The organism is Microcystis sp. LE19-195.1E (assembly GCF_027532095.1).
Classification (GTDB): Bacteria; Cyanobacteriota; Cyanobacteriia; order Cyanobacteriales; family Microcystaceae; genus Microcystis; species Microcystis aeruginosa.
Genome location: NZ_JAPZSZ010000066.1, coordinates 31,422 through 52,792, shown reverse-complemented (window position 1 = coordinate 52,792; position 21,371 = coordinate 31,422). Strand labels below are relative to the sequence as shown.

General features: G+C 42.4%; 14 protein-coding genes and 1 tRNA gene. 2 read left to right on the top strand and 13 right to left on the bottom strand.

What is annotated here, in order from left to right:
• Positions 1 to 22: 22 nt before the first annotated feature.
• A complete protein-coding gene (gene recO, locus O9300_RS04055; RefSeq protein WP_287970194.1) occupies positions 23 to 805 on the bottom strand; it encodes a DNA repair protein RecO in 783 nt (260 codons plus the stop codon).
• A 302-nt stretch (positions 806 to 1,107) separates the two neighbouring features.
• A tRNA-Ala gene (locus O9300_RS04050) sits at positions 1,108 to 1,180 on the bottom strand.
• A 77-nt stretch (positions 1,181 to 1,257) separates the two neighbouring features.
• Here O9300_RS04050 and trhO point away from each other — a divergent pair.
• On the top strand, positions 1,258 to 2,070 hold the full coding sequence (trhO, locus tag O9300_RS04045) for an oxygen-dependent tRNA uridine(34) hydroxylase TrhO (RefSeq protein ID WP_287970193.1): 813 nt from the start codon (positions 1,258 to 1,260) through the stop codon (positions 2,068 to 2,070).
• A 48-nt stretch (positions 2,071 to 2,118) separates the two neighbouring features.
• On the opposite strand, the gene O9300_RS04040 is transcribed toward trhO, so the two are convergent.
• Both O9300_RS04040 and O9300_RS04035 read right to left on the bottom strand, forming a co-directional pair.
• Positions 2,119 to 3,684 (bottom strand): protein kinase domain-containing protein, encoded by a 1,566-nt coding sequence (locus O9300_RS04040; protein ID WP_287970192.1) that lies wholly within the window; start codon positions 3,682 to 3,684, stop codon positions 2,119 to 2,121.
• A 57-nt stretch (positions 3,685 to 3,741) separates the two neighbouring features.
• Positions 3,742 to 4,167 carry a polyhedral envelope domain-containing protein gene (locus tag O9300_RS04035; RefSeq protein WP_287970209.1) on the bottom strand — a complete coding sequence of 142 codons (426 nt, stop codon included), beginning with the start codon at positions 4,165 to 4,167 and terminating at the stop codon, positions 3,742 to 3,744.
• A 403-nt stretch (positions 4,168 to 4,570) separates the two neighbouring features.
• On the opposite strand from O9300_RS04035, the gene O9300_RS04030 reads away from it, so the two are divergent.
• Positions 4,571 to 5,098, top strand: a complete 528-nt coding sequence (locus tag O9300_RS04030; protein WP_287730007.1) for a hypothetical protein — start codon at positions 4,571 to 4,573, stop codon at positions 5,096 to 5,098.
• A 41-nt stretch (positions 5,099 to 5,139) separates the two neighbouring features.
• On the opposite strand, the gene O9300_RS04025 is transcribed toward O9300_RS04030, so the two are convergent.
• The 9 genes from O9300_RS04025 to O9300_RS03985 all read right to left on the bottom strand — a co-directional run bounded on the left by O9300_RS04025 (position 5,140) and on the right by O9300_RS03985 (position 21,352).
• Positions 5,140 to 5,904, bottom strand: a complete 765-nt coding sequence (locus O9300_RS04025; protein WP_287970190.1) for a pentapeptide repeat-containing protein — start codon at positions 5,902 to 5,904, stop codon at positions 5,140 to 5,142.
• Positions 5,905 to 6,581: 677 nt separating this feature from the next.
• Positions 6,582 to 9,680, bottom strand: coding sequence for an efflux RND transporter permease subunit (locus O9300_RS04020; RefSeq protein WP_287970189.1), 3,099 nt, complete (start codon positions 9,678 to 9,680; stop codon positions 6,582 to 6,584).
• Positions 9,681 to 9,722: 42 nt separating this feature from the next.
• Entirely contained in the window at positions 9,723 to 11,078 is a 1,356-nt protein-coding gene (locus O9300_RS04015; RefSeq protein WP_190723612.1) for an efflux RND transporter periplasmic adaptor subunit, read from the bottom strand.
• A 60-nt stretch (positions 11,079 to 11,138) separates the two neighbouring features.
• On the bottom strand, positions 11,139 to 12,440 hold the full coding sequence (locus tag O9300_RS04010) for an MFS transporter (protein WP_287737395.1): 1,302 nt from the start codon (positions 12,438 to 12,440) through the stop codon (positions 11,139 to 11,141).
• A gap of 48 nt (positions 12,441 to 12,488) precedes the next feature.
• On the bottom strand, positions 12,489 to 14,120 hold the full coding sequence (locus O9300_RS04005; RefSeq protein ID WP_287970187.1) for an FAD-binding oxidoreductase: 1,632 nt from the start codon (positions 14,118 to 14,120) through the stop codon (positions 12,489 to 12,491).
• Positions 14,121 to 14,200: 80 nt separating this feature from the next.
• Positions 14,201 to 14,806: an isoprenylcysteine carboxyl methyltransferase family protein gene (locus O9300_RS04000; protein WP_002731647.1), complete on the bottom strand. Its 606-nt coding sequence runs from the start codon at positions 14,804 to 14,806 to the stop codon at positions 14,201 to 14,203.
• A gap of 12 nt (positions 14,807 to 14,818) precedes the next feature.
• Complete coding sequence (locus O9300_RS03995; protein ID WP_287970186.1) at positions 14,819 to 15,994, bottom strand: type III polyketide synthase; 1,176 nt, start codon at positions 15,992 to 15,994, stop codon at positions 14,819 to 14,821.
• A gap of 47 nt (positions 15,995 to 16,041) precedes the next feature.
• Positions 16,042 to 17,361 (bottom strand): flavin-containing monooxygenase, encoded by a 1,320-nt coding sequence (locus O9300_RS03990; RefSeq protein ID WP_287970185.1) that lies wholly within the window; start codon positions 17,359 to 17,361, stop codon positions 16,042 to 16,044.
• A 28-nt stretch (positions 17,362 to 17,389) separates the two neighbouring features.
• Complete coding sequence (locus tag O9300_RS03985) at positions 17,390 to 21,352, bottom strand: beta-ketoacyl synthase N-terminal-like domain-containing protein (protein WP_287970184.1); 3,963 nt, start codon at positions 21,350 to 21,352, stop codon at positions 17,390 to 17,392.
• Between the last annotated feature and the right edge of the window lie 19 nt (positions 21,353 to 21,371).

Genomic DNA, 21,371 nt, shown 5'->3' with positions numbered 1-21,371 from the left:
TATGATGATTTTTGCTATCTGTTTAAAATTCTAAGGGAGATAAACCCTCAACTAATGCCGAGGAGCGAAAAGTTTTTCCTAGATGATATTGAGTATAGCGGCGCAGCAGGCGATCGAGGTTAATCCAAGCTAGTTCTGAGGCAGGGTTTTCTGGTGGGGGAAAATCTGTTTTTCCTAGGCATTGCAGTAATTGCAGTTCTTGCAACGTCAGTTTACTATCGATTTTGGGCGGGTTGATTGTTTCTGTGAGGGCAGCTAGATCTATTATTCCCCCTGCCTCGAAACTAAATCCTAGGCAATTGTCCCCAATTAAAGCTTTTCCCGTCAACAGGCAGTTATGGACTTGCGGCACTAAGCCGGCAATTATTAAGAAATGAAAAATTGCTTGACAAAGATAGGGAAGTATGTATTGATTCTCGTCGAGGACTTCAATTCTGGCCAGATGGCCGCAGATTAATTCGTATAATTCCCTCTGGGGTTGTTCGCTCAGTGCGATCGCCAAAACCAGTTCGCAGAGGTATTGGCTAACGGTGAGTTTGGCGAGATTTTGACTTAATTTGGGATAAGATTCGATAGTTTCGGCTTGAACCACCTTATCTAGGGATTTTCCTGCGACTATTAACAGATTATTGACCACAAACAGTTCACTTCTACCCCGCAGGGAAGATTTATACTTGCGCGCACCGGGAGCGATGGCTCTAATTAAACCATATTCGGCGGTCAAAATAGTTAAGAGGCGATCGGCCTCTCCGAAGGCCATTCCTTGCAGATTGATTCCAGTAGCTTGATAGGTACGAGACATCATTTAATAATTAGGGTTTGCCGAACAAGTTTGTTGGTGGGGACAGGGTGCGGGGTGTGGGGTGTAGGGTGTAGGGTTTTACCGATTTTGAGGGGGTCAATTACCTAATTTTCAGGGAAAAAGTCCCTGAATTTTCCCCCCGATCACTCCCATACCTGGTACTTTTTGATTGACAAAAGGTCTAAAAGTCTTACCCAACAAGGTTTTTAGATTTTTTCGGCAACCCTAGCTAATTGTCTCCCCAAGAAGACTTGAGCTAATCACCAGGCAAAAGTGAATCAGTCAGGACTATGGGGGAGATGCTATGGAGGTTAGCGGACTCGAACCGCTGACATCCTGCTTGCAAAGCAGGCGCTCTACCAACTGAGCTAAACCCCCGATCTGGTTTTTAGGACACTTTCGTTATCATAACCTATAGTGAAAAATATTACAAGTTAATTTTCCCTTTGCTTGCCATGTCTTATCTAGTCGCCACTTTTTACCAGTTTGTGGCTTTGTCAGATTATCGTCAAAAACAGCCAGAAATACAAAAATACTGCCAAGAAAGAGGAATTAAAGGAACTATTCTTCTGGCAGCCGAGGGGATTAACGCAACGATCGCCGGGAACAGTCAAGCGATCGCCGAGGTGATTAGTTGGTTAAAAACCGATACTCGTTTAGCTAATCTAGAGGTGAAAGAGTCTGTTTGTGATTATTTGCCCTTTCAACGCTTAAAAATTCGCTTAAAAAAGGAAATTGTGACTTTCGGTCAACCCAAGGCTAATCCTCTCGAAAAAACAGGAATTCATCTCAAAACTGAAGAGTGGAACCAATTGCTGAAAGAGCCGGACGTGGTAGTTATCGATACTCGTAATAATTATGAAGTGGCACTCGGTACTTTTGCGGGAGCGCTTAACCCAGAAATCCAGCATTTTCGCCAATTTCCTGAGTATATTTACGACAATTTTGATCCTATTAACAATAAGAAAATAGCTCTTTTTTGTACGGGGGGAATTCGCTGTGAAAAGGCGGCAGCTTTTTTATTAAATCAAGGCTTTTCTCAAGTTTATCAGCTAGAGGGAGGTATTTTGAAATACTTAGAAGAAGTTAGTCCCGATCAGAGTCTTTGGCAAGGAGAATGTTTTGTTTTCGATCAAAGAGTGGCCCTAACAGCTAATTTAGAGGTAGGACATTATGAAATGTGTCCCGCTTGCGGTCATCCCATCGATGAAAAAGATAAACAATCCCCCAATTACCAAGCGGGAATATCTTGTCCCTATTGTAGTTGATTTTATCCTATCGTCCTGCTCCCATCTCCCTACTTTTCTAGGTTCTGGTTACTTTTTTTTGCGGATTTGTGTACCAGAAATCATGTCATGAAGGGCGCGTTTTTTCTTTGTCCAGGCTGCCAGTAAAAAGCCCAAATATAAGGGAGCAGTGGAGATAAATTTTAGTAAGTAGCGGCGATTGGCTCTCGCAAAAGATATGCGTCTTCCTTCGCTATCGGTGACGGATAAATCAAAAAACATTTTACCAATAGTGGCTTTAAAAAGATATTCTAAGAAAACATAATATAACCATTTAATCACTATTCCTAAACCGAGAGCAGTCAGGATGGCAATATGCTCGTGAGTAAAGTTAATTTTGGCTTGAATATTATAGATAATTGCCGCTATAAATAAAGCAAAACCAAAAATTGTTGTTCCAGCTGCACTTAATCCTGCTGCGTAGTAAACCCAGATTTCTTTGGCTATATCAAAATCAAGGTTTAAATCTTGAAAAGTTGACCATTGTTGTAAGCGAAAACAGATATAACCACCTAATAAAGCGGCGATAATAAGAACGATAAAAGAATCAATTAAAGAGGCTTTTAAACGGAGCCAAAACCCGGCATGACTGGGAGAAATTGCAGCGAGTAAAGAAATAAGTGCAGGATTGGGAATAGGAATAATTTTAGGTTTTTCAAGAGAAGAATTTTTAGTTTTTTTAGTTTTTTTAGTTTTTTTAGTTTGATGGGGATTGGCTTTAATATCAGTAATAATTTTTAGCAAAGTTTTGGTGTCTTTAGGTCGATCAATAGGTTTTTCTGCCATTAAATTATCGATAAAATCTGCTAATCGAGAAGGGATATTTGGGGCATATTTACGCCAGTTAAATTCATTGGTATTAATATTATAAATTTTCGGGTCACTGGGTTCTTTACCGGTTAACAAAAAGACGAAAGTTTTGCCCAAAGCATAAAAGTCTGACTGGGGGACAGAGTGACCGCGAGATTGTTCGGGAGGAGCATATCCGGGGGTATAAATTCCTGTATTTTTGCCTCCTGCTAGGACGGTTTTAGTGACTTGTCGCGCCGCTCCAAAATCAATTAAAACTAATTGACCATCGGGTTTTAAGATAATATTAGAGGGTTTGATGTCGCGATGATAGAATTTATGTTTATGAACTTCGTAGAGAATATTAGCTAACTGAGTTAACCAATCACAAGCGAGATTATAATCAATCGGTTTAAATCCTCTTTGTTTTTGATATTCTTCTAAGTCAATACCAGCAATTTTCTCCATAACTAAACAGTGTAAAGCAGTTTGACTCTCCCGGGGATGATAAATAAAATAGTTTTCTCCTTTGGGAATACCGGGGTGATTTAATTGTTTTAAAAGATTGGCTTCCTGTTGAAATAAATCAATAGCTTTACTGGAATCGTAGGTAAGAACTTTTAATACTTTGGGTATTTTATGTTCATCTATCACTTCATAGGTATTACCAAATCCACCTTTGGCACTCAATAAATTTGTGACTCGATATTTACCATTTAAAAGCAAGTCGGAACCACAGGATTGACAGTAACGACTCTCCGTGATACTTTTCGGTTTAGGACAATGAGGATTAATACAAAAACTCATGGATTTTATTGGTAGAGTACAAAATAAACTTGATGATTAAAATATCCCCTGATATATTTAAGGTTTATTGCCAAGAAAAAAGCCGCGCAATCCCAAAGTTACCACGGCACTTAAAAAAGCTACAATCATGGGGATAATCAGAGATTTAAACCCTTTCAAGTCCGCAATATCTTTAACTAGGATTGCATAACTATCTTCGACTTTTTCCAGTCGTTTATCCATCGCTTCGACTTTCTGATCAAGAGTTTTAATATCTCCTTTGATTTCTGTGACTTCCACCTTTAAATCATTAACATCTTTTTGGAGACTGTCAAATTTTTGATTAACATCTTTTTGGAGACTGTCAAATTTGTGATCCATATCTCTTTGGAGATTGTCGATTTTCTGATTAACATCTCTTTGGAGGGTGTCGATTTTACTCTCGATCCTTGTCAGGACAGATTCGAGAGAATAGGTAACGGTTTCGCTAGTTTGTGTCATAATTAAAACCCTCTGGTCGATATAGCCAAATATAATTAGGTTATGCTGAAACAGTTTTTCGTGGGGGTGGGGTGTCGGGTGTGGGGTTTTAGCCATTTTCAGGTGGTCAATTACCCAATGTTCAGGGAAAAAGTACCTGAATTTTCCCCCCTGATCACTCCAATGGCTGGCACTTTTTGAGGGCAAAAAAGCCTAAAGATATTATCCAACAAAGTTTTTAGATTTATTCAGCCAGCCCTAATTATTCCCCTATTGCCTATTGCTAGGAGCCAAGGACGATTTTGCTACCGGAAAATTTTCAATTGTGGCCAGAGATCGATCGTGGTAATTTAAGAAAGCGATCGGGGAACTCTAACAGGGAAGATCCCGACCCTAGCGAGGGAGTGCCTGTTTAACTGTCTGTCCTATGTACAAGTCTATTACTGTTTTAACGCTGCTGACGGGAATTATTGCCGTTGATGTGGTTTTTGCTCAATCCACTGTTAATCTTCCCATCACAGTTAAACGGGGAGAATCCTACGAAGGATTATTGACTAGAGCATCGCAATTAGCAGAGAAAACTATCATCAGTCGTTTTAATCAACAACAGGGTCTTAATAAAATTGATTTATTGATAACGGCCGAAAAATCAGGGGCGATCGCACCTCTCCTCTCGGTGAAGGTATCCCGTCAAGATTGGTTTGGCCATCCCAATATTCAACGCTGGGCTAATGTTTTTCCCTTTGGCAAAGCTCTCCTCGGTTTTAGCTCTCCCGCACCCGTCGTCACCCCGAAAAGTCCCCCCGCTGCCGTTAATCCCACGCCATCTCCAGCACCATCTCCCAGTGCTACCACTCCTCCTCCTCCTGCTGCTTTACCCTTCGAGGACGAGCCGAATAATGCTCCCCCAATCCCCATTCCTAACCAAAGATTAACCACTCCAGCTAATCGTTAATCGATAGGAAAAGGAGGGGCTTTCGGCAGATATATTGACTTTTAAGTGGCAAAACGGGGCTGAAACCAGTCTAGGGGAAAAATATCATCTTCTTGGGCGGTTTCTGTCCAACCGGTGACGCTCTCAAAACAAGTCCCCGTCAAGTTAGCACCCCTCAAGTCCGCTCCCTGTAGATTTACCTCTTGTAAACGCGCTCCCGCTAGATTAGCACCCGCTAAATTGGCCCCGCGTAAATCACTACCCGTCAGACGTGCCTCGCTAAAATTAGCCCTTTCTAAATTAGCCCCCTGAAAGTCCACCTCTTTAAGAAAAGAGCCGCTAAAATTGGCTTCCCTTGCGGAAATCTGACGACATTTAGCGCCACTTAGCCGCGCCTCTTGCAAATTAGCCCAATTGAGATTGACTTTATCTAGGGTTGCCTCCAAGAGATTAACTAAGTATAAATTCGCCCCGCATAAATTCGCCCCCCGGAGATTAGCATGGGAAAGATCCGCCCCACTTAATCGCGAGTTACGCAGGTTTGCCTGTACCATAAAGGCCCCAGTGAGATTAGCTTTGGTTAAGTCCGCTTCCACTAATTGCGCTTGACTTAATTTGGCATAGGTTAAATTCGCCCAATTCAAACTCGCTCCCCGCAGATTTGATTTAGTCAGAAAAGAGCGACTCAAATTAGTTCCGCACAAATTGGCCGCTGCAAAATTGACAGCGATCAGAGTCACTTGTTGTAGGTCTAGACTCATCAAGTCAATGGCTAAAAAATCCCGCTCTCCTTGTTCGTAGAGTCTTAGTAACTGATTAACTTTCATCTCCCTTCTTCTACTTTAAGATGGTGGTTAAGAAGTAATCAACACAAGCACCCAAAAACTTCGTCTGATAACTAACTCCGCTTTTAGATGAGAAATTTACGAGGCTCTCCTTTGAGTTTATGTAAAGTTTTTTATCGATTTTTTAAGGGAAGATAACCCGAACAGCAAGTTAATTTTCATCATAGTTAAGTAGCTTGGCTAAAACAGTTTGACTGGTTTTTCCAATTCTACCCCAGTCCATCGGGTAATTAGTATCTGAAACTACTCTTGTTAAAAAACTTATCTATTGTTTAAACTCGATTATATTTAGGGCTTGCGGCAAAAAGTTTGTTGGTGGGGTTAGGAGTCAGTAGCCGGTCGTCAGTAGCCGGTCGTCGGGAGTTTCAGGCTTTGTTGCCCTCTCTTGTTTGTACCAATTTATGTACTACAACAAGGATAATGCCAGGTTTTTGAAGGTCTTAATCCTATATTCTTGCACTAACATCGGATTTTAACAGGTCAAAAGTCTTATTTTAAAAGGGTTTTACCATTATTCAGCAAGCCCTATTTAACCCAGTCAATTCTCCCTATTTTCTCGGATCAGGGCGGTGGAGCCGAGAGGACTTTCAGGGTATTTTTACCCAAATCAATAGAGACGTTGTCTAGCAACGTCTCTACAAAAGTGGTATTTAATCAAGCTACTCAGAAACAGACAGAGGGGAAACCTTTTGGGCTTGAGCGAGATAGTACCATCCCGACGGGACAAATACCAGTGCGCTTAGGGTGGTTCCGATCACCCCAATGGAAATACAGAGAGCGAGGGGTTCCCAAAAAGCGCCGCCGTAGAGAAATAATGGCACAAATCCCGTCACGGTGGTTAAGGTAGTGGTGAGAATGTGACGGGTGGAAGCAATGACCACTTCCCGGATTGCCTTTCGTTGGCGTTGAAGATGGGGGGGTAAAGCTTGTAAAGCCGCTACCACGACAATAGAATCATTAACGGAAACCCCAACTAAGCCGATAGTGCCTAAAATCGACATGAATCCTAGGGGATATTCAAATAACCAGAGGGAAAATAAGGCTAGTCCAATTGAACTAATACCGACGACAGTAACTAGGGCAGCAAGACGGAAGGAGTTAAAAGAAAGAACAAGGGTTGATAGCATTAGAATCGCCAAGACTCCCACACTAGCAATTAGATTAGCCACAGCTGTATCTCTTTCTTCTTCCTCTCCGCCAAATTCGAGCCGATACCCTGGCGGAAGAGAAAATTTGCCCGATTCTAAGTTTTGGCGAAATTCGTCTAAAACCGTTGCAGCGATCGCATCAGCTTGAACATAGGCCTTCACCGTATTAATTCGCTTGCCATTTCGTCGAGGAATCGTGGCTAATTCGGGGAGAAAATCAAATTCTGCCACGGAGGAAAGGGAAATATTAGCCCGTTCAGCAGTGGCGGAATTACCGAGAATATTTAAAGAGGCAATTTGTGGCAGTTGCTCGCGATCGCGATTAGCGACTCGGACTCGTACGGGTAATTCTTCCGTTGCTTCTAAAATCGAGCCACCCACAGAACCTTCTAAAAGGTTATCCAATTGGCTGGCGATCGCCGCATTATCCAAACCAATTAGTCGAGCTTTTTCTTCATTAATTTTTAAGGCTAATTTAGCTTGAATTTCACTTAAATCAGCAACAGAATAGGTTATTTCGGGTATTTTTGCCAGTTCTTCCCGTAGGGACTCGCCAATTTTCCTTAACATCTCCAATTCTGAGCCATAAACCCTAATTTCGATCGGGGCGCCCACCGGTGGACCCTGTTCTAGGGGGCTAACTAATACCCTAGCCATCGGTAGAGCTTGACTTAATTGTTTTTGTAAGGTTTCGATCAATTGGGGTTCATCAGAAACTTGCCGAAGTTGAATCAATGCTTGGGCAAAATTAGGAGAGTCTTTGACGCCATCGGAGAGATTATAGTAGAAGGGGGGAGCATTACGCCCTAAAAACCAGTGAACTTCCGCAATTTCTCGATGATCTAGCAGTATTTTTTCAGCTTGAGCCACTTTTACCTGAGTTACTTCTAGGGTTGTGGTGGGGGCCAGTTCGATTTCTAGGGTTAACTGATCTCGTTCTGCCGGCGGAAAGAATTCTTCCGGGAGAGTGCTGGCGACAACAAAGCCAGTAATTGGGATAATCAAGCCAATAACCAGACCTAATACGGGAAAATAGAGAATTAACTTCAAAATTTGGCGATACAAACTCGTTAGGAGCGGTAAATTAATTCCCGTATCCCACCAATGGGTTTTTGTCTGATGCGAGCGATGAGTCAGTTGATATAAACGTAAACTGAGGACAGGAATAATCGTTAGGGACAAAATTAGAGAACTAACCAAGGCTAAGATCACTGTTTGGGCGATAGTACGCACGAATTCGCCAGTGCCTCCTTGCAAAAGAGCGATCGGCATAAAAGACAAAATCGTGGTTAGGGTAGAAGCTAAGAGGGGAATCCCTAACTGTTTAACGGTTTCAGCAACAATATGTTCGTGAGCTATTCCGGTCCGTAGTCCTTTTTGCAGTTCATCGACAATCACAATAGCGTTATCGATCAAAAGTCCCAAAGCAATAACAATTCCTGTCACCGACATTTGATGTAGGGGGATTTGCCAGAGATTCATACCGGCAAAGACCATCAGGATCGATAAGGGCAAGGATGCACTCACCACCAAGGCGGACTGCCATCCCATCATCACAAAAGCTGTCCCCATGACACAGAGTAACCCTAGGATCATGTTGCTGAATAATCCATCGAGTCGGTTAGCCACATAACGATTTTGGGCAAAAATTATCTTGAGGCTCACACCTTGGGGGAGAGAGGGTCGAAACAGGTCTAACTTGGCCTGGGCTGCCGTGGTCCATTCGTCTATGCGTTGCCCCGATTCCATCATAGCGGCCACCACAATAGCGGGTTTACCGTTAATAATGGTTAGTTCTGGTGGTGGTTCTTGAATTCCCTTGGTAACTAGGGCGATATCTCCTAAACGGGTAAATTGTCCCTCATTACTGTAACGAATCGGAATTGCTCGAATCCGAGAGAGTGATTCTAAACTGGTATCGACTTCCAATAATAAATTATTGCGATTACTGCGAAGTTGTCCGGCGGCGACCTTGGCATCACTGGTTTGAATTTGTTGGGCAACTTCGACGGCGGTTAGGCCCAGGGAGGATAATTTCACCGGATCGATTTCGACTAAAATTTCCTCGGCCGGAACCCCGACTAACTCGACCCTTTCGGTTCCCCAAAGGGCTTCTAATTCATCGAACAGTTCTTGGCCAAGTCGGCGTAAAATAGCGTAATTAGGAGCGGTATCTAGATCCCAAAGGATGGCAGTCAATAAACTAAAGGCTTTACTATATCCTTCTTCGTATAAGGGTCTTTGGGCTTCTGGGGGTAGTTCCGGGATGACATCGGTAATCCGATCGCGAATGCGTGACCAGACGGGATCCACATCAGTCACTTCATCTTTAAGTTCAATATTGACCGTGGAACGCCCTAATTCTGAGGAGGACTCAATCAGGCTAATTTCTTTGATGCTAGAGAGAGATTGTTCAATTTTTTCGGTCACTAGGGATTCGACCCGATAAGGACTGGCACCGGGTAAATTGGTGGTAATGGTGGCACCTCGATTAATTGTTTCGGGATCTTCCATGCGCGGCAAAATTTGAAAGGAAGACAATCCCCAGACAATAATCAGAATTAAGGTCAGAATTAGTAATCTAGGTTTACGTTCAAATAAGTTATTCATTGGAGATTATTAGGGATAATAAAGCTGATTAATGACCACTGACTACCAAATTTCCACCATTTGCCCGGGTACGATGCGGTGAACCCCTTCGACGATCACTCGATCACCGGAGGTGAGAGTCCCGCGCACCAACAAGCGATCGCCTTGAATCGCTAGAACTTCTAAATCTTGGCGTTTGACGGTAAACTGTCGAGGATTATCGGGATTAGCTTCTCCTAGAACATAGGAAGACCATAATCCTCTCGTGCCTTGTACTAAAGCTTCTGTGGGCAACCAATAGCCCGATTGTGGAACTGATTGAGATAATTCTAGGCTGACCACTTGCCCCGGAATCAGGCCCTGAGTCTGATTTAAACTTAAAATAACCGTGGCGGTACGGGTAGTTGGATCAATTTGGGGCAAGGTTGAAGTGACTTGTCCTGTTACTATTTTGTTACCAATTTTTAAACGATGTTTACTGCCAATTGGTAAGTTTTCGGACTGGTCAATGGGAACCCCTATACGCGCTTCCAGTTTATTACTTTCCACTAAACGAACGATCGGATTACTTGCAGAAACAACAGTGCCAATATTGACGTGAAGGAGGGCAATAGTGCCATCGTAGGGGGCTTGAAGTTGGCTTTTCTCAATCTCTAATTTAATATTCTTCAGTTGGGCATCAAATTGGTCAATAACGGCTTTTTGCAGAGAAATCAATTCGGGACGAGTACCGGCCTTGAGTTCATCTAATTGACTTTGGGCTTCATCAATTCTCGCTTGTTGTGCATTAACATCTGTTTGCACTTCTTCGAGTTGTTCTCTGGTAATTGCCCCTTCTTGATACAATCCTAGCCGTCTTTGGTATTTAGATTGGGCTAAAGCTAATTGTTCCCTGAGATCGCGGACTTTTGCTTGGGCTGCGGCGATACTTTCTTTCCTGGAACCAGCTTGTAATTCTTGCAGTTTAGCCGTGGCTTGCGATCGCTGGGCGATGAGTTCTTGTTTTTGTGCTTCTAAATTGCGTGTATCTAGAGTAGCAATTAAAGTACCTCGGCGTACCTCTTGACCCTCTTGAACCAATAAACTAATTAATTGTCCCGAACGCTCAAATCCTAGTTCACTTGTCCGTTTAGCCACAATATTACCCGTATAACGGCGCGGTTCTTGGTGATGGGTGACAGGACTTAAAGTTAAGGTTCGCACAGGTAAGGCTGCCGTCTTGCTCTTATCGATTGCTAACGAAGCGGTTTCTTCTGAGGTGGTGGATTCAGAGGTGTCTTCTAAGAGGACATTACGCAGGGTAGGATAGGCAAAAACCGAGGTGGCCGCTAGGATCCCAGTAATAATTAATCGCCAGGGCAATCGCAGTTTTTTGATAGCAGTTTCTTGCTGTTTGGTGATGGGATTGGGGGAAGTCATAATCCAGTTCCAAATGAGTAGGGTTTAGTCAAAAGTAATAACAGATTAGCGAGGAAAGAACTATTTTTTGATCGCATAAGGCCGGAGGACAAAAGCCGCTGCTAGGGATAATATACCGGCGCACAAAAAGGCAATTTGTACCCCCCAGGGGTTATCAGGAGTTTTCCCGAAAGAAAGGATTAATCCTGTTAGAAAAGACCCCGCACCTTGGCTAAATTGAATTAGGAGACCCCTAGTTCCAAAAAATATTGCTTCTCGTCCCATTCCCTGTTGCTCCGCATCTTGATCGATAATGTCCGATAACATGGCATTCGGCAGACTAAAAAAGCTGGCTAGGGCTAAATTAGCGATGATTGAAAGGATTAACCAAGGAATCAAAGAATCTTGCCACCAAAAGCGACCACAGGCCATGGCAATCATACCCAGGCCAACCCAGATTAAAGAACCTTGAAAAACCAGTTTTTTGCCATATTTTTGCGCTAAGGGTAAAACTAGGGTAAATCCAGCTAAGGCACTCCCCACGATAATAGTATTAATCACGGCGGCAAAACTTACCTCTCGTTTGAGGAGAGCAATTACTAAAAAAGTCGGAATCACCGAGATAATACTAATCACCATCCACGCCAAGATCATGGTGATCATATATATACAAAAAGTCCGATTGGTAAAAGCCGCCGTTAAGGTGGTTTTAAAGTTAGGATATTTCCCCTTAGAAGGACTATATTCTTCTTTTTCTAGCAAGGGCATAGCTAGAGTAATTAGCCCAATAAGACTAATAGCAATACCCATCCCATGAAAGCCATAACTATCAGTTAACCAAGGGGCAATAATCCCACCAATGGTGGCACCAACTAAACCAAAAATTCCGATTTGAGTTGATAATTTAACTCTTCCTTCTGGGCTTTTAGCGAGAGTGGGCAACCAGGCTAAATAGGGAACATGGTAGGATGCCATGCCCACATAAAACACCCAAAGCATGGTGACTAAATAAATGAAGTAAGTGGTTTGATTTAAGTTATTAGGGGGATTAAACAACAGGATAAAACCACCAATTAAAGGGACTAAACTGGCCAGTATAAATGGTCTTCTTTTGCCCCAAGGACTCCAAAAGCGATCGGAAAAATAACCGACTACTGGCTGCACAAAAGCCCCAGCAATACGGCTAATCATTATCGCTATCCCCACTAAAGCAGAGGGCAATAAAATGGATAAGTTATAGTCATTGGGAATGCCCGGGTCGTAGCGATAAATTAGCATGGTTAGAAGGGCATTATTAACGATAAAGTTACCAAACCAACCAGTGATATAAGGAAGATAATCTATTCGGAGATGTTGCCATTTGCTAGAAGTGCTAGAAGTCATTAGAATTGGGGGAGAGATGGGTAGTTAGCAGTAGATTGTTAGGCTTATTTAAAGAAATTCGTAGCGACCGGGTGAGAGAATGTGATTGGGATCCAAGCTGTCTTTAATTTTCTGGATTAAGCAACTATAATCGTCTTGGGCTACGGGTAAACTATTCATAGAGTGGGTACTAAGACGGTAGGGATAATAGCCTTGATTGATCAATTCTGCCAACATTTCATCGTGACAATTTAAGGCTTTTTGGTCTTCTCCTTCTAGCAATCGATCATAAAAAATGGCAGCATTGATGTTGATATTGCGCTCGGTAATACAGTTAATGCCGATATTAGGTTCATAACCATATTTTTTAGCGATGCTGCTGATAATATTGAGAGCATTTCTGAGATGATTTCCCAGAAAAGGAACAGCGGGAACACACCAAATCATGCCACAGGCATCCAGGTCTAAATTCAACTTATCGGTGGGAGGCGTTTTTTTGCGCCAATAGGCCATCTTCAGCACTTTTTCGGTAATCATTCCTCGTTGGGGATTTTTGTGATAAATTAAATCCACCTTGTCCTTAATTTCCACACCAGTAAATACTTTAAAAATGGGACTCATTTTGCTGGCCATTTTGAACTTATTTTCATCAAAAAACATAAGTTTATTGACAATTCCTTTCAAGGCTTTTTCAATTAGGTTTCTTTCGACTTTTCCCTGTTCTGGTGAAGCCGAATATAAAGCGCCTTCTCCTATCCAAACACCGCCGCCCCATTGATGACTTAATTGTTCTAACAAATCGGGGGGTAAAGGAGTTTTTTCTTGGCATTCCTGCCAGGGATATTGTTGTTGAATGGACAACATTCGGTAGTTATTATTGATGTGGAAGGTGGTTTTAATTACGCCTGCCATTTTCAGTTGACGTAGTTTATCGATCAATAACTCTAATTTATTTTCTTGATCGATGCTATAGAAAAAAGCCTGAAAATATTCAGGATAGGGCGTTAACCAAAAAGTCATTTTGGTGACGATTCCTAGGTTAGATTGGGTAAAAATTCCATCAAAATAGGGACCGACTCCCCAACGATTGACCGCCCCTATTTGGGAATTTTCAAAGCGATTAAATCCCGTATGAACACATTCACCGGTGGGCAAAACTACTTCCATTCCACAGACATGATTAAAGCGATCGCCCAAAGGTCCTTTGGCTTCACCTCGTTCGAGAATATTGCCAATAATACTAGAATCAGGAGTCGAACCGGTGACACTCATTAATAATTTATTGCCATTTTTTTGCAAAAAATCGTAGAGTTGTCGCTGAGTAACACCCGCTTCAATAGTTACATAAGCTAGGGTTTCATTGTAATCCAAAATCTGATTTAATCGACTCAAATCCATTAAAACCGAACCGGTGCGGCTAGGAACTCGCGAACCATAACCCCAATTTTTACCTGTACTAATAGGATAGACAGGGGTTTGATAGCGATTAGCAATTTTTAGAGATTCTTGGACTTCTTGACGATTACCCGGGCGAATAATTGCCGGAATTTTAGCATCGGTTTCGTAGGTAGCGGTCTCGGCTTCTAGGCGTTTTTTGTTATCGGTGCTGACATATTCGGAGCCTAATAAATTTTCCCATTCTTGTAGAGCGTTAGTTAAATTGTCGCTAATAATATTTTCGGAAACAATTAGAGAGTCCATAGTATTTTTTTTCTCCTTGAAATTCAGGTATGAGGGGTAATTAAAGGGCCCTAGGGAACCGGCCCTGCTATCCGTGGCAATTAACTTTTAAGCGGTTGCTGTTTGCGAGAGAAAATTGCGCTAAAACTAGGAATAAAACGGGGAGTATTGGCGAAAACTGCTTGATAATTGGTGTCTTGACTCAAAGCTTCTTCTTCAGCCGGAATGCGTTGGATTAATAACCAAGCATTCAGGAGACTAAAGACTATAGATGTCAGATAAGCGGTATGAAACAAGGGAACCACCGCTAATTCCGTGATCATGGCCCACCAGTTAGGATGACGGATATATTGATAAATGCCATTGTCGATCACGGGTGTCTGAGGAACCGTGACCACCTGATGAATCCAGCGATCGCCCAAGGCTTCAATGGAGGCATAGCGGAGCTTTTGAGCTAAAAAAGTAGTAATTAGGGAAAATAAAGCCAATGCTGGAATAAAAGGTCGATCGAGCAGATAAACTTCCCCGATCATGCAAAGCATCCAGCTAGATTGGAAAATCTTGACGAATCCCACATAATTAGAACTATGCAGTTTGCCACCTTCCGCTAAGACTTTGGCCATATTCTGTTTACTCAGACGAGTAACGCGCACTCGTTGGACAATAATGTAACTAATCAGGGCAATGAAAACTATTTGGCTTAACATCCTTAAATATCCTTAGAATTGAACTAAAATGGCTTCTTGAGCAAATCCAGGCCCCATGGAAATTATTAATCCGTAGGAACCCGTGGGAGGATGGGGACGGGAAAGGGTTTCATCGAGAATGCAGAGGATAGTAGCAGAGGCAATATTGCCAATTTCTGCCAAAATATCCCAACTAACCTGTAAAACATCCGGTTCTAAGTGAAATTCTTCAACTATTGCATCGAGAATCTTTGGACCTCCCGGATGCACCATCCAACAGACAATTTCCTCGAGGGAAACTCCTGTTTTTTCCAGTAAAGATGTCACCGCTTTTCTCACCCCACCCTTGACGTAATCAGAGACTTCTGGGCGAAGAATTTGGCGAAAACCGTAGTCTGTTAAAGGTAATGCCATTAAATGCTCTGTGTGGGGCATTAACAGCGATTGAGTGCCGATAATCTTCAGTTTTGCTTTACCTTGCTTGACTAAGGGATGTTCATCTCCCGCTAAGAGCACAGTACCGACTCCATCACCAAATAAAGCCGCTACCACAAGGGTCATAATGATATTGCTATATTGAGAGGGATCTTCGGGTAATTGTCCCAATAATTCCGTTAAATCGCTATGAATTGACCCTTGCCAAAGGCCAGAGGAGGGATCGGTGGTAAACAAGATCGCTGCTTCGGTGGGATGTCCTTGCAGATAATCGTTTACTCTGGCTAATCCTTGGGCGCCCCCCAAACAGCCGACACCCGATAACGCTTGCCGCTTGATATCGAGGGAAAAATCTAGACGATTGAGGAGTAAACTTTCTAGGGAAGGAACGGAAGGAAGAACAGTAACGGAGGTAACTAGGGAGATTTCTTTAGGAGAAAGAGCGGCTTTTTTGAGCAAATTAGTTACTGTCGATGTTACTAAATCCATAGTTAGATCGACCATTTGACGAAAGGGTTGGGCGATTCCGGGAGGATTATCGGCATCGAATTCATCTAGGGGAATAGTGAAGTATCGCCCTTGAATTTTGACATTACTGAAAAAACGATGAATTTGTTCTAAATCAAAAAAGGTTTGTTCCTGGAAGTCGAGTTGATTTTCTCGGCAATAATCTTGAAGAAGATTAGCACAATGATTTCTGATATTGACTTCTAGAACTTCTTGGGGATAGTAATGTTCTGGAAAACCAGTAGCTGTCTCAATAATGTAGGGCATTGGAGTTAAGAGAGAGGGATTTCAGGGGGTTAATTATGGTGGGAGATTTAAGCCAGTAATCGGCGAGCTAATCCTTGGGCTTCGCGTATATAACCCAATTTGTCAATCACTAAGGAGTGAGTACCGCTATGGTGTTTATTGTCGGCGCTTAAATTGGCACTAATTTGACGTTTTAGCTTTTCAAATTTATAGACAAACCGGGATTTTTTATCCTGAGCTTGTAGATAAGCGGCCACTAAATTACTTTGTTCTTCAAATACTCGCCAGTGGGTGCCAGTGGGATGAACCATTCCGATGACAAACAGGTTATTTTCCTCTGGGTGAAAAACATTCATATAGAGGTTAGGCTGGGTGGTTCCTTCTTGCCAATTTAAATCAGATTTGTCAATAAAAGAAAATTCAATTTTGTAACCAGTGGCGTAGATAATCAGATCAATTTCTTCTGTACTGCCATCGGCAAAAATAACTTTCTTTCCGTCTAATTGTTGAATATTAGGCTTATGGGTGACATCTCCATGCACATAATAACGATAGATTTGTTGGTCACTATTGGGAATAATTAGACCGTTACTTTTACAGTCTGTAGGAATATTGAGTTTTTTGAGATTAACTCCTTGTAAGAATAGAGCTATTGGTGATAATAAAGCCATCATTTTCATGTGTTCTTGGGCTGGAATTAGATTCATGATTGGCGTGTTAATCATCACCCATTCTGGGGGCAAACCGAACAAAAATTTCGGCATACAGAGAAAGCCACGACGGGTACTATGGAAAGTTTTACTGCCATTAATAGCCGCTTCGACGACTAAATCCATGGCTGATTGTCCCGCTCCAACTACTAGGACTTTTTTAGCATTTAGTTGAGCGGGATTATCATAATCTTTTGAATGGATAATTTCCCCGTCAAAATGCCCAGAAAATTGAGGAATATTCGGTTTACTATGATAACCACTAGCGATTAAAACCCCTCGGTATCGTCTGGTTTCTTGGTTGCTAAGGGTGACATCCCAAAAGTTACCCACCTTTTTTGCTTTCTCCACGCTGAGATTAAATTCCATGAAATCATAGAGATTAAAATGAGCGGCATAATTGCGAAGATATTCATAGACTAACCGATGATTGGGATAATCTGGGTAATCTTTTGGCATGGGAAAATCGGAAAAAGGTTGTGTGGTTTTATGACCAATCAGATGTGTATTTTTATACATTGGACTATCGGGACGATCATAAATCCAAATACCCCCAACATCCTGGGCAGATTCGATAACATTAAAGGGAATTTTGGCTTTGCTTAAGGCTCTAGCCGCCGCTAATCCTGCGGCACCAGCCCCAATAATACAGTATTGCTCTTTGTAATCTAAAGTCATGATTTTTCTCCCTTGAATAGTTGGTTGATTAGGCAGTCATTTGTTCAGGAAACTCTCGTAAACTTTGGCCAATTATTTTCATAATTTTCTCCGTATGTTGATTGATAAAGAAATGTCCTCCCGGTAAGGTATGCAGGACAAAATCTTGATTGGTTTGCAGTTGCCATTGTTGTAATTGATCGGCAGAAACCTTGGCATCGTTGTGGCCTCCAAAAACGGTAATAGGACAATTTAAGGGTTGACCTTGTTGATAAGAATAGGTCTCTAGGAGTTTGAAATCTGCTCGTAAAATTGGCAAAAAAGCCGCCATTAAATCGGGATTTTTGAGGAGAGTTTCTGGAGTTCCTTGAAAATGACCTAAAGCTGTTAAAAATTGCTCATCTCCCAGACGATGAATGGGTAAATCGGGATTGACAATTTGAGGCGCTCGAAATCCAGACATAAATAAATGTTGGGGTAGATTTTGCCGAGTTTTAGCTAATTCTCTGGTTAATTCAAAACTGATTAAAGAACCCATGCTATGACCAAAAAAAGCATAAGGTTGGTCTAAATAGGGAGTCAGAATCGGAATGAGACGATTAATCAGGGATTTTAGCGATGTAATCGCAGTTTCCTGAAGACGCGTTTCGCGTCCGGGTAGTTGAATCGCCCACAATTCCACTTGCTTGGGGCAGTAATTCAGCCAATTTTGGAATACGGAGGCACCCCCACCAGCGTAGGGAAAACAAAATAGACGAATGTGGGCGTTAGGATTAGCTTGTTTGCGAATTAGCCAAAGTTTCGGATCATTAGAGATATTTTCGGCTTTAGTCGTCTTGATTGGTTTTTTCTGTTTTGAGGGGAGAGGAGTTTTATTGCTAGTTGCAGGTTGGGAATTTTGGGTGATTAAGTTGAATATTTGCGGTAAAAACTGCTCAATACTCAATCCCGCTAGGTATTCTACGGGAACAATAATTTTTAAATCCTCCTCTAGTTGACGTCGTAATTGACTGGACATGAGAGAATCTAAGCCTAAACTAGAGAGCGGTTGCTTGCTATGTAGCTTAACCATGGATAAACCGGTAATCTGTTCTAAAACACCGATAATGTAGGTTTCTAGTTGTTTAAGCTGTTTCTCTGCGGGTGTGGCCAAAAGAGAGTCAAGGGTAATTAGATGACCAGAAGATGATGCGGTGGTGGTTTTGACAACTTCTGGCGGTTGCGGCGGTGTTTCTAGGAGATATTTCGACAATTTAGGCAATAATTGCGCTTCTTCTGGGGTCAAGTCGCCTGTTTTTAGCCAATAACTACTTCTTTCAAAGGTGTAGGTCGGTAAGATACAGGGTTTACTGTCTTGATTGGCCGTTATCTCTTGCCAATTCAGGGCGAATCCCCGCAGATAAAGCTGACTGACACTCTCGAGGATTTGTTGTCGGTCAGAGGTTTGACGACGCAAACTGGGCAACCAAAGACAAGGATAATTTTTATCCAGTAGGCTGCCCATGGCCGATAAAACGGGATGAGAGCCGCATTCGACAAATAGCTCATAACCGTTGTCCAGTAAGGTTTTTATCCCATCGGCAAAGCGAACAGAAGACCGGAGATGACGACACCAATAATCGGGAGTAGTGACCTCAAAATTGACTAACTTGCCATTAAGGTTAGAAATTAAGGCTCGTTGGGGGGGATGATAGGTGATAGTTTCAGCAATTTGTCGGAACTCGTCTAAAATCTCCTCCATCAGAGGGGAATGAAAAGCTTGAGAGACATTTAACGGGGTAATCTTCAGATTTTTGACCTGAAGCTGTTTTACCAGGGTTTCTATGGTCTCTGCAGCACCGGACAGGACAATATTATCCTGACCATTAATAGCGGCAATAGCTACCTGAGATTGATAGGGGGCAATTAAGGGACTAATTTCAGCTTCACTAGCCGAGATAACGACCATTGAACCACTTTTTCCCACAGAATCCATCAATTTAGCCCGATAGAAGACTAATTTTAAGGCATCTTCTAAACTAAAGACTCCAGCAACACAGGCGGCCACATATTCCCCTAAACTATGACCCATAACCCCATGGGGGCTAATTCCCCAGGATTCCCAGAGTTTAAAAAGGGCGTATTCGAGAGCAAATAGGGCAGGTTGGCTGTAAAAAGTTTGATTGAGATGATTTTCTTGGTCAATAATCTCCGTTAGGCAATAGTCCCCATATTGACGGAGAATCTCAGCACAGCGATCGAGTGTTTGACGAAATAGAGGATAGGATTGGTATAGTTCCCTTCCCATACCGGGGTATTGAGAACCCTGTCCTGGAAAGAGAAAGGCAATTTTTGCCCGATTTTTGCCATTAAATTCACTTTTTTGGCGAAAAGAACTGGGTTCACCTTGAACGAAAGCGGTTAATTTTTCTTGAAGTTGGCAGTGACTAGAGACAATACAGGTGAAACGATGGGGTAATTGGGAGCGACTGCGATTGCTAGTGGCACAAATGGAGCTTAAAGCAATATTTTTCGCATTTTCTAGGTAATTTGCGTATTTTTGGGCTAGTTTGATTAAAGCCGATTCGCTCTTGGCTGAGAGGGTGAACAGATAGGGCGATGAATCAGGTGCCGCAGTCGTTTGAGGTTCGTAAGGGTATTCTTCGAGAATAATATGGGCATTAGTGCCATTTAAGCCAAAAGAACTAACTCCAGCTAAACGAGAAGAATTTTCACTAACCCATTCACGGTTTTTAGTCGGAACTTTCAGCGGTTGATTTTCCCAGTCTAGATGGGGTGTCGGTTGCTGGAAGTGGAGATGGGGGGCAATTTGTCGATGTTGCAAGCATAAAATCACTTTCATCAGTCCAGCAATACCAGCGGCCGCTTCTAGATGGCCGATATTGGTTTTGACGGAACCAACCCAAACCGGTTGGGGATTTTTAGCAAAAACTGTCGATAATGCACCTAATTCAATGGGATCGCCCAAAGAAGTGCCAGTTCCATGGGCTTCAATATAGCTAATGTCCTCTGGCTTTACCTGAGCATTTTTTAAAGCTTGACGAATCAATTGTTCTTGACTAAGTTGATTGGGAACTGTTAAACCGCTACTCGTACCACCATGGTTAACGGCCGAACCTTTAATTAGTCCTAAAATCAAGTTATTATCCCGAATAGCCGCAGATAAAGACTTTAAAACTATAATACCGCCGCCTTCTCCCCGCACATAGCCATTTGCTGTTCTATCAAAGGTTTTACAACGACCGTCAGGAGACAACATCTGGGCGCGGGATTCCATGATAGTAACGAAGGGAGTTAACATTAGGTTGACTCCCCCGGCTAGGGCAACTTCACACTCGTTATTGCGTAAACTTTGGCAAGCTAAATGAACAGCGACTAAAGAGGAGGCACAAGCAGTATCAACCGTTAAAGTTGGGCCATGAAATCCAAAAAGATAGGATAAACGTCCCGAAGCTACACTTTTAGCATTTCCCGTTCCCGTATAGGCATCAATCAGAGCGGGATGATGGCTAAAATGGGAGTAATCTTGAGTCATCATGCCGATAAATACCCCCGTTTGACTTCCTCGCCGATTTAAGGGTGATATTCCCGCATTTTCCAGAGCTTCCCAGGCTAGTTCCAGCAGTAATCGCTGTTGCGGATCCATTTGTGCCACCTCCCGGGGAGAAAGACCAAAAAAATCAGCGTCAAATTGATCTATCGGTTGATTTAAGAAGCCACCGTGACGGGTATAGACTTTTCCCCTTGCATCGGGCTTAGGATCGTAATAATTGTCAATATTCCAGCGTTGCGGCGGAATTTCGCTGATGGCATCGGTTCCTGATTGCAATAATTCCCAAAAAGTTTCCGGGGAATTAGCTCCCTGGGGAAAGCGACAGGACATACCAATAATTGCAATTGGTTCATTTTTGGCTTTTTCTAGGGTATGTAGCTTAGTTTTTAAGACCTTAATTTGATTTAAGGCATCTTTTATTAAGCTCATTTGATCGGTTTTGGCAGGTATTTGTGTCATGGTAAACAGGTTATTTAGA